Annotated in this window: 12 protein-coding genes; 2 read left to right on the top strand and 10 right to left on the bottom strand. The window is 71.7% G+C overall.

From position 1 onward, the window contains the following. Nucleotides 1-68: 68 nt before the first annotated feature. The 3 genes from ACZYRU_RS05975 to mshB are packed head-to-tail and all read right to left on the bottom strand — an operon-like array spanning nucleotide 69 to nucleotide 3,154. Nucleotides 69-1,868, bottom strand: coding sequence for a VanW family protein (locus tag ACZYRU_RS05975; protein ID WP_488956152.1), 1,800 nt, complete (start codon nucleotides 1,866-1,868; stop codon nucleotides 69-71). Between the two features lie 24 nt (nucleotides 1,869-1,892). After that, nucleotides 1,893-2,231: a hypothetical protein gene (locus tag ACZYRU_RS05970; RefSeq protein WP_488956151.1), complete on the bottom strand. Its 339-nt coding sequence runs from the start codon at nucleotides 2,229-2,231 to the stop codon at nucleotides 1,893-1,895. Next, a complete protein-coding gene (gene mshB / locus ACZYRU_RS05965) occupies nucleotides 2,228-3,154 on the bottom strand; it encodes an N-acetyl-1-D-myo-inositol-2-amino-2-deoxy-alpha-D-glucopyranoside deacetylase (RefSeq protein ID WP_488956150.1) in 927 nt (308 codons plus the stop codon). Before mshB ends, ACZYRU_RS05970 begins: the two co-directional genes overlap by 4 nt. 25 nt (nucleotides 3,155-3,179) lie before the next feature. Here mshB and ACZYRU_RS05960 point away from each other — a divergent pair, with 25 nt between their 5' ends. After that, nucleotides 3,180-4,151, top strand: a complete 972-nt coding sequence (locus tag ACZYRU_RS05960; RefSeq protein WP_488956149.1) for a hypothetical protein — start codon at nucleotides 3,180-3,182, stop codon at nucleotides 4,149-4,151. 235 nt (nucleotides 4,152-4,386) lie between these two features. Here ACZYRU_RS05960 and ACZYRU_RS05955 read toward each other — a convergent pair whose 3' ends face one another. Both ACZYRU_RS05955 and ACZYRU_RS05950 read right to left on the bottom strand, forming a co-directional pair. Further along, nucleotides 4,387-4,695, bottom strand: a complete 309-nt coding sequence (locus ACZYRU_RS05955; RefSeq protein WP_488956148.1) for a hypothetical protein — start codon at nucleotides 4,693-4,695, stop codon at nucleotides 4,387-4,389. A 75-nt stretch (nucleotides 4,696-4,770) separates the two neighbouring features. Beyond that, entirely contained in the window at nucleotides 4,771-6,072 is a 1,302-nt protein-coding gene (locus tag ACZYRU_RS05950; protein ID WP_488956147.1) for an HNH endonuclease signature motif containing protein, read from the bottom strand. 308 nt (nucleotides 6,073-6,380) lie between these two features. Between ACZYRU_RS05950 and ACZYRU_RS05945 the strand changes: the two genes are divergently transcribed. Next, complete coding sequence (locus tag ACZYRU_RS05945; protein WP_488956146.1) at nucleotides 6,381-7,421, top strand: hypothetical protein; 1,041 nt, start codon at nucleotides 6,381-6,383, stop codon at nucleotides 7,419-7,421. Nucleotides 7,422-7,425: 4 nt separating this feature from the next. Here the strand turns inward: ACZYRU_RS05945 and ACZYRU_RS05940 are convergent, their stop codons facing one another. The 5 genes from ACZYRU_RS05940 to tdh form a co-directional block, all read right to left on the bottom strand. Continuing rightward, nucleotides 7,426-8,517, bottom strand: coding sequence for a threonine aldolase family protein (locus ACZYRU_RS05940; protein WP_488956145.1), 1,092 nt, complete (start codon nucleotides 8,515-8,517; stop codon nucleotides 7,426-7,428). Beyond that, on the bottom strand, nucleotides 8,496-9,176 hold the full coding sequence (locus ACZYRU_RS05935; protein WP_488956144.1) for an SDR family oxidoreductase: 681 nt from the start codon (nucleotides 9,174-9,176) through the stop codon (nucleotides 8,496-8,498). Before ACZYRU_RS05935 ends, ACZYRU_RS05940 begins: the two co-directional genes overlap by 22 nt. Then, the gene (locus tag ACZYRU_RS05930; protein ID WP_488956143.1) at nucleotides 9,173-10,546 is read right to left on the bottom strand and encodes a DUF6421 family protein; all 1,374 of its coding nucleotides are present in this window, start codon (nucleotides 10,544-10,546) and stop codon (nucleotides 9,173-9,175) included. Before ACZYRU_RS05930 ends, ACZYRU_RS05935 begins: the two co-directional genes overlap by 4 nt. A gap of 65 nt (nucleotides 10,547-10,611) precedes the next feature. Continuing rightward, the gene (locus tag ACZYRU_RS05925; protein ID WP_488956142.1) at nucleotides 10,612-11,793 is read right to left on the bottom strand and encodes a glycine C-acetyltransferase; all 1,182 of its coding nucleotides are present in this window, start codon (nucleotides 11,791-11,793) and stop codon (nucleotides 10,612-10,614) included. Then, a complete protein-coding gene (gene tdh / locus ACZYRU_RS05920; protein ID WP_488956141.1) occupies nucleotides 11,793-12,836 on the bottom strand; it encodes an L-threonine 3-dehydrogenase in 1,044 nt (347 codons plus the stop codon). The genes ACZYRU_RS05925 and tdh overlap by 1 nt, the downstream gene beginning before the upstream one ends. Nucleotides 12,837-12,847 lie beyond the last annotated feature (11 nt).

The following is a 12,847-nucleotide window of genomic DNA, read 5'->3' as shown; positions in this document are numbered from 1 at the left end:
TCACCCTCCGCCGTACCCATCGGCCGAGAGGCAGCGGGGTCGAGGCGAACCGCGCAGGAAGGTGGCTGCTACTGCCCCGGATCGGGGCTGCCCCCGGGCGTCGGGGCAGGCGGCTTCTCGCACTTCACCGTGTCGGCGGGCGTGTAGACCGTGTGGAACTTCTCGGTGTGGTCGACCGCGCTGTCGCCGTGCTGGTGGAAGATCCGGGTGACGTCGACCTGGAAGCCGGACCAGCCGGTGTTCGGCTCGCAGTCGGGCGTGGTGAGCGTGCGGACCTTGGGCGGGACCGCCGCGTAGCGGGCCGACGTCGTGGAGTCGATGTCCCACTTCTTGGTGGACCACATCTGGACGGTGACCTTGCCCTGGCGCGACCAGGTGCTCGGGACCACCCAGGCGTGGATGAGGACGCCGTACTCGGTGTCGTTCTGGAAGCGCAGGTCGACCGTCGGCCAGGCGACCGTGGCCTCGCGGCCGACCGGGTAGCGGTCGATGTAGAACGAGTGCGGCTTGTGCTGGATGTCCTTGAGGCCGGCGAAGAACATGGCGTTGAAGGTCGTCGTCGCCATCTGCGAGACGCCGCCGCCCAGGTCCTTCTTGAGGATGCCGTTGCTGATGATGTAGCCCTCGGTGAAGCCGTTCTCGGCGGTGCGCTCACCGACGATGCCGTTGAGCGAGAACTCCTCGCCGGGCTTGAGCAGGGTGCCGTCGATCAGCTCGGCGGCGCGGCCGATGTTGGTGTTGCGGTAGTCGGCGTGGGGGTAGTACGTCGAGAACTCGGAGACCTTGTCGACGATCTTGAGGTTCTCGGCGTCCTTGGTCGTGAACGCGGCGTCGGTGACCTGCGCGGTGACCGGGCCGCTGCGCGAACCCTCGGGGGCGGTCAGCAGGCCGAGGAAGACCTGGGCGGCCTCGCCGGAGTCGAAGGTGACACCGGGCTTGGCCGGGACGATCTTCGGCTTGCCCTTCTTGTTGATCTTAACGGTCGCGTCGACCGGGGCGCCGTTGGCGGTGGCGCCCTTGACCAGCTCGGTCAGGGCGGCCTCGTCGACGTGCGGGACGAGCTTGCCGTTCTCGGGCTGCATCGACAGGACCGGCGCGAACTTCGCCGGTGCGAGCTTGACGTCGTTCTCGCCGAACTGGAGGGTCACCGCGTTCGCCATGGCCGGGTTCGCGAAGGAGTCGAGCGCCTCGGCGACGTCGGCCGCGTCGATCTCGGGCTGGGCCGGAGCGACCTCGAGCTCGACCGACTTCTCGCCGGCCAGGAAGGCGGCGGTGATCGCGGTGCGGGCCTGGTCGCGGTCGACGGCCTGGCCGGCCTGCGGCTGGGTGGTCTGCACACCCTCGGCGGAGAACGTGACCGTGCCGTCCTGGGGCGGGGTGCCGAGGCCCTCCGAGAGCTCGGTCAGCTTCTCGTCGAGGAGGTCCTCGTCGACGTCGACGACGGCGTCGACCTTGCCGCCACCGGTGAAGTAGTCCCACTGGCGCGCCGGGCTCCACGAGTCGCCGGCACCGGCTGCGTCGACGGACGCGGCGTAGTCGATGGCCAGGCCGATGTCGCCGGGCTCGACGTCGGCGTCGTTGACCTTGCCGGTCGCGCCCTGGTGGCCGACGCTGACGGTGATCGGCGCGTCGGCACGCGGGCCGAAGGTCTTCTCGAGCTTGTCGATCGCCGCGGACCGGGTCAGGCCGCCGACCTCGACGCCCGAGATCGTGGTGCCGGTCGGGACCTTGTCGCCCGCGACGGCGTGCGCGGCGGCGTACCCGCCACCGGCGAGCAGGACGAGCAGCACGATCACGACCACGACGACCTTGCCGCCGGGTCGCTCAGCCTTGCCGCCCGTCGCGGACTCGGACTCCCAGAACGTCACCGCGACATCCTAAGGAGGGGTTGCTCACCCTTCCGCATCCTCAGCCGTGGTACGGCGCCCGAGCAGCCCCACGAAGCCGGAGCCGAGGACCACCGCGCCGGTCGCGAGCAGCAGGTAGCCGGACGCGTCGCTGGCGATCACGTAGTCGCCCTCGGGCCGCTGGATCGTCGCGACGCCCAGGATCGCCGTCCAGCCGAGGGCGAACGGCAGCCGCCGCCACCAGCCGCCGGGGAGGGCGACCAGGGTCGCGACGGTCGCGGCGATGCCGAGCCCAAGACCCCACGCGTAGCCGTGCAGCACGACGGCGCCCAGGCCGACCACCGCACCGAGGACCAGGCAGCCGAGAGCGACCAGGACCCTCACTCGCCGGGGATGCCGGCGAACAGGTCGGTCTCCCAACCGGTCTCGGGGTCGAGCGAGCCGGCGGTGCCCTGCACCAGGCGGTACTGCTCGCGCCCGAACGCCTGCGCGCCCTGGTTGTTCGACAGCGCGAAGAACGGGCCGTCCGTCGTGATCTGGGTGGCGTGCGCCCGCAGCGCGTCGAGCTTCTGCTCCACGTGGTCACTGGCGTCGACCTCGCAGGAGATGTCCTCGTCGGGGCGGAACATCGGCGGCAGGTCGCCGTCGGGGTCCATCCCCTCGAACGTCGTGGTGTCCCCGGCCTCGCGGATCCGGCGCAGGCCCTCGCGGATCCGGCTCTCCGCGATGGCGCCCCAGTAGATCTTGGTGATCTCCCAGGCCTCCCCCAGGTCGCGGCGGTACGACGGCGCCGCAGCCAGCTGGGCGGCGTACATCGCGACCCGGTGGGCCTGGATGTGGTCGGGGTGGCCGTAGCCGCCGAACTCGTCGTACGCCACCAGCACCTGGGGCCGCACCTCGCGGATCACGGCGACCAGGTGCGTGGCGGCCTCGGTGAGGTCGGCGTGCCAGAACGCGTTGGCGTGGATGTCGTCGGCCGCGACGGCATGGCCGTCCTCGTGCCACTTCATGCCGGAGTCGCGGTAGGTGCCGAAGCCGCCCAGGAAGCGGTGGTCGGTGACGCCGAGCGCCTTCATCGCGGCGTCCAGCTCGCCCTTGCGGTGCTCGCCGAGGCGGTCCTCCTTGTCGGCGGCGAGGTGCTCGAGCTCGGGCACCAGGATCTCGCCCATCTCGCCCGCGGTGCAGGTGACCAGCGTGACGCCGCGGCCCTCCGCGACGTACTTCGCCATGGTGGCGCCCTGGCCGATCGACTCGTCGTCGGGGTGGGCGTGCACGAGGAGCAGCCGGTGGGCGGCAGTTGCGGTCATGAGGACGAGCGTAATGATGGGGCCCATGCGGAACCTCGGGCGCCTTGCTCTCCTCACCGCCGTCGCCGGGACCTCCCTCTCCGGGTGCGCGCTGCTCGACGGGAGCTCGCGGCTCGAGGAGGCACTGGAGTACCTCCCCGCGGACGCCACCACCGTCACCTTCGTCGACCGCGCCGCCATCGCCGAGCGGGTCGGCGAGGGGGAGCCCGAGACGGCGTACGGCACCGAGCTGTCACGCTGGTCGGCGGTCATGGGCGACGCCGCCTTCGACGACTCCGACGTCGAGTGGGAGGCGATCGCGAACGGCGAGGGCCTCGGCCGGGTGTGGAAGATGTCCGACGACCTCGACTTCGATGCCGTCGCCGCCGACCTCGAGGACGCCGGCTTCGAGCGCTCGGGGTCCTCGGACCGCCCCGTGTTCGAGGTCGATCTCGCCGCCGCCGACGCGACCGGTCTGGTCGGCGGTCGCTACCCCGTGGCGCCCCTGCTGACGCTCGCGCTCGTGCCCGACGAGGAGCTCATCGTCTCCGGCTCCGAGGTCTCGGCGTTGCTGGATGTCGTCACCGACCACTCCGACTCCCTCGCCGACGCCGGCAGCTTCGGCGACCTGGTCGACGAGGCCGATGACCAGGACGGGTTGGAGTACGCCGCACTGACCCTCGAACCCACCTGCGGCGGCTCCGGGCGGCTCAGCCCCGAGCAGGTCGCCGAGCAGTACGGCGGACTGCTCCACCCCGACGCCATGGCGCTGTTCGCCACCGCCGACGCGGTCTCCGGTGTCCGGCTGTTCCCGGACGAGGAGGACGCGACGGCGGACGCCGACGGGCTGACGACGTACCTCGACGAGCGGGCGGGCGCCACCGGGTTCGACGCCGACGTCGACGTGGCGGCCGACGACCGGGCGGTGCTGGCCGACGCCGGCCCCGACGACCGCCGGATCATGGCCCGGGCCTGGCTGCAGGCGGACGGGCCGTTCGCGTGCACGCTGGGGAAGTAGCGCGGCAGGTCGTGTCCGGCGGCTCAGCACAGTCGGCCGGCCGGGGAAGTAACACGCCGTCCACACGACTGGTCGGCTGATCTCAGCAGAATCGTGCCGAATTTCGGCCTCGATCTGCTGACACGCGTCAGGTAGTCGCGCGGACGGCGTGTTACTTCGCACCGGAGCCGGAGAGCCGGGGAGCCGGACAGCCGGACAGCCGGACGTCCGGCCTCATGAGCCGACGCGGCCAGCCTCACTCCGGACGCTTGATCCGCTTCGGGGCGTCCGGGAGCGGCAGCACGAACCCCGCCTTCGTGGGCGGCCCGGCCGGACCGTTCGGGGCGGCCGGGTCCTCGTCGTCGTGGTCCAGCCAGCCGTCGTACGCCTCCACCAGCATCTCGAGCTGGATCTCCGGGGCATCGGTGACCACGGCCCACGGGTGGTCCTCGTCGTCGTCCTCGCCCGCGAGGCGCTCGCGGACGACCTCGGCCGCGAAGCCGCCACGGACCAGCACCAGCGCGGCCGCCCGCGCGTCGTCCTCGTCGAAGAAGATGCCCCGCATGCGGCCATCCTCGCAGACCCGGACGTGCCGATGCCCCCGCGATCGTGGGGACTCGCGGGGTGTCGGGCGGGATCGCTACCGGTCGGGCGGGCTCGGGTCGCCGGTCTCGTGGATGGGGTGGGTGCCGCGGTGGTCGACGCGGAACCGGAACCCGCTCGGGCTGGTCCAGACGTAGGTCGCCGGCATCTGCATCGCGTAGTGCCAGGTCGAGTGGGTCTTGGCGCGGTGATGCCGTCGGCAGAGTGGGACGAGGTTGCAGGGACATGTCGGACCACCGTCGCCGTGGGGTTGGTGGTGGTCGATGTCGCACCTGGTCGCGGGGCGGTTGCAGTGGGGGAACCGGCAGGTGTGGTCGCGCAGCTGGACCCGGGTCCTGTGCCGCTCGGGGATCTCGTAGGAACCGACCGGGACGTGGTCGGCCAGGTCGATGACCGGCCGCACGATCACGGTGGTGTGCCGGGCTCGGAGCCACTCGCGGATCTGGGCGGTGGTGATCGGGCACCGGCCTTCCTCCCAGCGGCCGACCGGGTTGTCGCCGGTGAGAGTGGTGTCGGTGACGTGCACGTTCAGGATCACCTTGCGGCCCGGGACGGTGGCGACGACCTCGCCGGTGTCGGGGTCGGGGATGATCAGGTCGAGCGCGAGGTCCTGGCGGGCGAGCTCCGCGGCCGCCTTTGAACGCCGCACGTCCAACGAGCTCTCGTCACCCAGCCGGCCGAGGACCTCGGCCCGCCGGGACACTGCCTGGTCGAGGTCGTGTCCGTCGGCGGCATCCATCAGTCCGTCGAGGTGGACCAGCCCGTGGTCGTCGACCTGCCCGATGTCGAAGTGCCGCCGGTCTGTTGCGTCTCGGCTGTCGGCCTCGGCCTTGGCGGGGTCGAACCGCAGCACTGCTTCGGCCACGAGGCGCTCCAATTGGGCCCACCCGACACCGGAGGCGTTGAACAGTTGCCGGTCCACGAACGCCGCCGCATCGGCGCACAGCCCGTGGGTGAGGTCGGCGATACGTTCAGCCCGCCACGGGGCGAGCTTGCCTGTGGTGACGGCGTCGTAGAGGTTGGGGAGTCGCCAGGCGCACTCGATGACCCGCCCTACGTAGGCCTTGCCGCCGTCGGGGGTGCGGCCGAGGACCGCGACGAGCTCCATCAACGCGAACTCCGACACCAGGGGTGCGCCGTCGCCGGCGATCGGGATGCCGGTGTCGAGGTAGCCCTCGGTGATCGTCGCCGCACCCTGCGGCCCGGTGACGATGTGCTCGCCGGCCCAGGTGGCGATGTCCTCCCACTCCTCGATCAGGAGGGCGTTGCGGGAACGGATCCGGCTGCCGACCCGCGACAGCAGAGCTGCTGTCGTGCGGGGCTGGGTTCCGAGATCCATGACTGAATTCTCCCACCCGGGTCCGACACAATCCAGCGTCGGAAACCCGCCTGTGGACTGGGGAAACTCGATCAGTGGGGTGTGGAGAAGCGACGTCGCCAGAAGCCCCGGAAGAGGCGTCGCGGACCGCAACCCGACCGCCGAACCCGACCATCTACGGCCCTTCCTCGTCAGCGCCTTTCCGAACACAACCACCGCGCGACCGAAGCCCGCGCACAGTTCCGGCAGCATCCCGGGTGGTCTCGTGACAGTCGCTGCGCGACCTCCTCGACCACCGACGCTGCGCATCCTCGACTACGGTGGCCGCCGTGGCCGGACTGCACCTGACCCGCACCGCGGAGAACAGCGACGAGATCGACGCGCTCGTGGCGGCCCTGACCGCCGACGGCGGTGGTCGGGTGGGGATGGCGGCGATGGCGCCGGACCTGCCGTTCCGGCTGCGCCGCACGTTCGCACCGCTCCCCCGGATGCTCGGGCTCAAGGTCAGCCGGGCGTGGACCTGGGAGGCCGCGGACCGGCAGGACCCGAACTGGTACCCGCAGGGCATCACCACCTCGGCGCAGACCGGCTTCCGCGAGGGACACGGGCACGACGTGCTGGTGACGTCGTGGTACGCCCGCAAGGCCGGCGGGTCGCGGATCAGCGTGGTCGACGTCGAGCGGCGTCGCTACGGCCACGTGCTGCTGGTGATCCCGACGCTGGTCGACGGCAAGGTCGGCTTCCGGCCACTGAGGGTGCACGCCGGCGGCATCGTGTGGCACGGCGACTTCCTCCACGTCGCGGCGACCGGCGCGGGCATCTACAGCGCCCACGTGGCCGACGTGCTGCGGGTACCGGCCGGGTCGTCGTACGAGACCTTCGGACACCGCTACGTGCTCCCGATCCGGTTCACCCAGCAGAGCGGGCACGACGAGGGCGTCGAACGGCTGCGCTTCTCGTTCCTCACCCTCGACCGCAGCCACGACGTACCGGCCCTCGTCGTCGGCGAGTACGGCTCGGCCTCCCAGACCCGACGCATGGCGCGCTTCGCGATCGACCCCGACAGCGGCCTGCCGCGGCACGAGGCCGACGGCCGCTCGGTCCCCGAGGTCGACGACCGCGGCGTCCCGCGGATGCAGGGCGTGGCCGCGGTCGACGGCACCTACTACGTCAGCCGATCACGCGGGCGACGCAAGCCCGGGTCGGTGTACGTCGGCCGCCCGGGTGCGCTGCGTGAGCACAGGTGGGCGACGCCTCCGGGCCCGGAGGACCTGGTCTGGTGGCCGGAGACCGGCTGCCTGTGGTCGGTCAGCGAGCACCCGCGCAGGCGGTGGGTGTTCGGGATGAAGCGGGAGAGCCTGCGGTCCTGACCGGTCAGGCCCGGCCCATCTCCTCGCGCAGCGCGCCGAGGAAGGCGTCGACGTCGTCCTCGGTGGTGTCGAAGGAGCACATCCACCGCACGTCGCCGGCGGCCTCGTCCCAGAAGTAGAAGCGGTGCCGCTCCATCAGCCGGCGGCTGACGTCGTGGGGCAGCCGGGCGAAGACCCCGTTGGCCTGCACCGGGTGGAGGATCTCGACGCCGTCGACCTCGCGGACACCGGCCGCGAGCCGCTGCGCCATGGTGTTGGCGTGTCCGGCCAGGCGCAGCCAGAGCCCGTCGGCGAGCAGCGCCTCGAACTGCACCGACACGAACCGCATCTTGCTGGCCAGCTGCATCGACAGCTTGCGCAGGTGCTTGAGGTGGCTGACGCCCTCGGGGTTCAGGATCACGACGGCCTCGCCGGCGAGGGCGCCGTTCTTGGTGGCGCCGAAGGAGAGCACGTCGACGCCGGCGTCGGAGGTGAACGAACGCAGCGGTACGTCGAGCGCGGCCGCCGCGTTCGCGAGCCGGGCGCCGTCGAGGTGCAGGCGCATGCCCAGCCCGTGGGCGTGCTCGGCGAGGGCGCGCACCTCGTCGGGCGTGTAGAGCGTGCCGAGCTCGGTGGACTGGGTGATCGAGACGACCTGCGGCATCGCGCGGTGCTCGTCGTCGAAGCCCCACGCGTGCTTGTCGACCAGCTCGGGGGTGAGCTTGCCGTCGGGGGTGGCGACGCTGTGCAGCTTGAGGCCGCCCATCCGCTCGGGGGCGCCGCCCTCGTCGACGTTGATGTGGGCGGTCTCGGCGCAGATCACCGCACCCCAGCGGTCGGTCAGCGCCTGCAGGCCGACGACGTTGGCGCCGGTGCCGTTGAAGACCGGGTACGCCTCGACGCCGTCGCCGAACAGCCCGGCCATGATCGTCTGCAGGTGCTCGGTGTAGGCGTCCTCGCCGTACGACACCTGGTGGCCGCCGTTGGCCAGCGCGATCGCGGCCAGCACCTCGGGGTGCACGCCGGCGTAGTTGTCGCTGGCGAACTGGCGTGCCTCGGGGTCGTGCCGTCGCTGGGCAGCGGTGGAACCGGTGGTCAGGGTCGCGGCGTCAGCCACAGTCGCTCTCCGTTCAGCTCGGCGCTCGGCCGGTCCCACAGACCGGCGATCGTCTCGGCCAGGTCGTCGACGTGGGTGAAGCCGTCGAAGGCGGCGTCCGGGCGGGCGGCGCGCATCGCATCGTCGAGCAGTGCCTTGACCACCAGGATCGTAGCGGCGGCGTCCCCGTCGGCCCGGCCGAAGGCATGGGCCAGGCCGAGGGTCCAGGCCTCGGCCGCGGCCTTGGCGGCGGCGTACGACGCGTTGCCGGCGGTCGGCGTACCGGCACCGGCGGCGCTGACCACCACGAACCGGCCACCGGACTCCACCAGGGCCGACTGCGCGGCCAGCGAGGTGTGCTGCAGCGTGCGGACCAGGAGCGGCTCGAGCACCGCCCAGTGGTCGAGCGCCTCGGCGGTCAGGCCCTTGCCGCCACGCCAGCCGCCGACGAGGTGCACGACCCCGTCGAGGCGACCGTGCCGGGCGACGACGTCGTCGATCCAGGCGCGCGTGGCGTCCGGGTCGAGCAGGTCCACGACGCTGCACTCGGCGTCGAGGCCGTCGAGCCGGGCAGGGTCGGCGTCGGCAGCGACGACGACGGCGCCACCGGCCGCGAGCCGGCGTACGGCGGCACGACCCGCCGGGCCGCCGGCACCGGCGACCGCGATGACCCGGGTCATGCTGCGGCAGTGATGCCGCGGGTCTCCGCGATCACGTTCTTGAGCTTCTTGGCCAGGGCCTCGAAGAACATGCTCAGCGGGAACTCGTCGGCCAGCACGTCGTCGACGAGCTCGCGCGGCTGCTTGGAGAAGTCGAGCGCGTCGGCGCCACGGGCCCACTTCGAGGCCGGGTGCGGCGCGAGGTAGCGGCTGACCAGCTCGTAGGCGGCCTGCCAGTGCACGATCTTCGGGCGGTCGATGCCGTCGCGGTAGAGCTGCTCGATCTCGGCGCACAGCGCGTTGGTGACCTGCGGCGCGAGGTCCCAGTCGATGCGCAGCTTGTTGTCGGTCCAGCGGATCGCGTCGTGCTGGTGCAGGTAGGCGAACAGCAGCTGGCCGCCGAGGCCGTCGTAGTTGCGGGTGCGCTCGCCGGTGACCGGGAACCGGAACATCCGGTCGAGCAGGATCGCGTGCTGCGCGTCCGCGGCGACCTCGTTGCCCTCGGCCTCGAGCTCGACGGCCGCCTTGAACGCGGTCAGGTCGCAGCGCAGCTCCTCCAGGCCGTACATCCAGAACGGCTGGCGCTGCTTGATCATGAACGGGTCGAACGGCAGGTCGCCGTGGCTGTGGGCGCGGTCGTGGATCATGTCCCAGAGCACGAAGGCGTCCTGGCTGCGCTGCTGGTCCTCGAGCAGGCCACGGACCTCGTCGGGCAGCTCGACGCCGAGCAGGTCGACGGCTGCGGTGCCGACGCGACGGAAGCGGGCGGCCTCGCGGTCGCAGAAGATGCCGCCCCAGCTGAACCGCTCGGGCACCTCGCGCACGGCGACGGTCTCGGGGAAGAGCACCGCCGAGTTGGTGTCGTAGCCGCTGGTGAAGTCCTCGAACGCGATGCCGCAGAACAGCGGGTTGTCGTAGCGCGTGGCCTCGAGGTCGGCGAGCCACTCGGGCCAGACCATCCGGAAGGCGACGGCCTCGAGGTTGCGGTTCGGGTTGCCGTTCTGGGTGTACATCGGGAACACGACGAGGTGCTGGCGGCCGTCGACACGCTCGGCGGCGGGCTGGAAGGCGAGCAGCGAGTCGAGGAAGTCCGGTACGCCGAAGCCCGCGTCGGCCCAGCGGCGCAGGTCGGTGACGAGCGCGCGGTGGTACGCCGCGTCGTGCGGGAGCAGCGGCGAGAGCGCCTCGACGGCGTCGACCACGCGGGCCACGGCGGCGGCGACCGTCTCGCGGGTCGGGGCGCCGTCGGCGGCGAGGTCGACGGAGCCGTCGGCGAGCTGCCAGGTGCGGATCTGCTCGACCGCGTCCTTCAGCGCCTGCCAGGACGGATCCGCCACCACGGCGGCACCGCGGCTGTCGATACGGTCAGCGAGCGAGAGAACGTCCGTCATGAGTCCCATTGAACAGGAAATCTTCCTGTCATATCAACCTGACGACGCCACTCCTTCCCTGACCGTCACCCCTGGGCGGCCTCGCGTCCGGCGACGAAGGCGTCCACGCAGCGGCGGACCTGCTCCTCGGTGTGCGCCGCGGAGAGCTGGACCCTGATCCGGGCCTCGCCCCGCGGCACGACCGGGAAGCTGAACGCGGTCACATAGACGCCGTGCTTCTGCATCTCGTCGGCCATCCGGGCGGTGAGCGCGGCGTCGCCGAACATCACCGGCACGATCGGGTGCTCGCCGGGCAGCAGGTCGAAGCCCTCGGCGGTCATGAGCTCGCGGAAGAGCGCGGCGTTGGCCTGCAGCTGCTCCCGCAGCTCGCCCGAGCCCTCGACCAGGTCGAGCGCGCGCAGGGTGCCGGCGACGATCGCGGGGGCGAGGGTGTTGGAGAACAGGTACGGGCGCGAGCGCTGGCGCAGCAGGGCGACGATCTCGCGGTGCGAGGAGACGTAGCCGCCCGACGCGCCGCCCAGCGCCTTGCCGAAGGTGCCGGTGTAGATGTCGACCCGGTCGGCCACGCCGCACAGCTCGGGGGTGCCGCGACCGCCCGCACCGATGAAGCCGACGGCGTGGGAGTCGTCGACGAGCACGAGCGCGTCGTACCTGTCGGCGAGGTCGCAGATCTCGCGCAGCGGCGCGATGTAGCCGTCCATCGAGAAGACGCCGTCGGTGACGACCACCCGGAAGCGGGCGTCGGCGGCGGACTGCAGCTGGGCCTCGAGGTCGGCCATGTCGCGGTTGGCGTACCGGAGCCGGCGGGCCTTGGACAGCCGGATGCCGTCGATGATCGACGCGTGGTTGAGGGCGTCGGAGATGATCGCGTCCTCGGACCCGAAGAGGGTCTCGAAGACGCCGCCGTTGGCGTCGAAGCACGACGAGTAGAGGATCGTGTCCTCGGTGCCGAGGAACTCCGCGAGCCGGCGCTCGAGCTCGAGGTGCTGCTCCTGGGTGCCGCAGATGAACCGGACGCTGGCCAGGCCGTAGCCCCACTCGTCGAGCGCTCCGTGGGCTGCCTCGAGCAGCCGCGGGTCGTCGGCGAGGCCGAGGTAGTTGTTGGCGCAGAAGTTGAGGACCTCGGCGCCGTCGGCGACGATCTCGGCCTTCTGCGGGCCGCGGATGCCGCGCTCGCGCTTGGTGAGCCCCGCCTGCTCGATCCCGTCGAGCTCGGCGGTGAGGTGGTTCCTGAAGTTCCCGTACATCACAGCTCCGTCCAGTCCAGCACGACCTTGCCGACCCCGGCGGACGCCGCGATCTCGAATCCCTGCTCCCACTCGCGCGCGGGCAGCCGGTCGGAGATGACCGAGCCGATCGCCGTACGCAGGGCGCTGCTCGACTGCAGCATCGCCCCCATGGCGTTCCAGGTCTCGAACATCTCGCGACCGTAGATCCCCTTGAGCGTGAGCATGTGGGTCACGACCTTGCCCCAGTCGATCGCGAACGGCGCGCTGGGCAGGCCGAGCATGGCGATCCGGCCGCCGTGGTTCATGTTGTCGATCATCTGCGGCAGCGCGGAGGGGGCGCCGCTCATCTCGAAGCCGATGTCGAAGCCCTCGCGCATGTGGAGTGCCTGCTGCACGTCGGCGACCGAGCCCGTCGAGACGTCGACGACCGCGTCCGCGCCCATCCCCCGGGCCAGCTCGAGCCGGGCCGGGCTGACGTCGGTGCCGACGACGTACCGGGCACCGACGTGGCGGGCGATCGCGATCGCCATCAGCCCGATCGGGCCGCAGCCCGTGACGAGGACGTCCTCGCCGACGAGCGGGAACGCGAGCGCGGTGTGCACGGCGTTGCCGAGCGGGTCGAAGATCGCGCCAAGGTCGGGGTCGACGTCGGGGTGGTGCACCCAGACGTTGCTGGCCGGCAGGCTGAGGTACTCCGCGAACGCGCCGTCGCGCTGCACACCGAGGCCGATGGTGCGGATGCACATCTGGCGGCGCCCGGCGCGGCAGTTGCGGCAGGTGCCGCACACGATGTGGCCCTCACCGGAGACCCGGTCGCCGACGGAGACGTCGGTGACGAGCGGGCCGACCTCGACCACCTCGCCGTAGAACTCGTGGCCCGGCGTCAGCGGCGCCCTGACCGCGCCGGCGGCCCAGTCGTCCCAGCGCAGGATGTGCAGGTCGGTGCCGCAGATGCCGGTGCGGAGCACCCGGATGATCACGTCGGCCGGACCGCAGACGGGGTCGGGACGATCGACGAGCACGAGCCCGGGGGCCGCCTCGGCCTTGTAGAGCGCCTTCATGGGTCCATTGG

Source organism: Nocardioides sp. F233, assembly GCF_057813895.1.
This window is presented reverse-complemented; position numbering and strand designations above follow the sequence as displayed.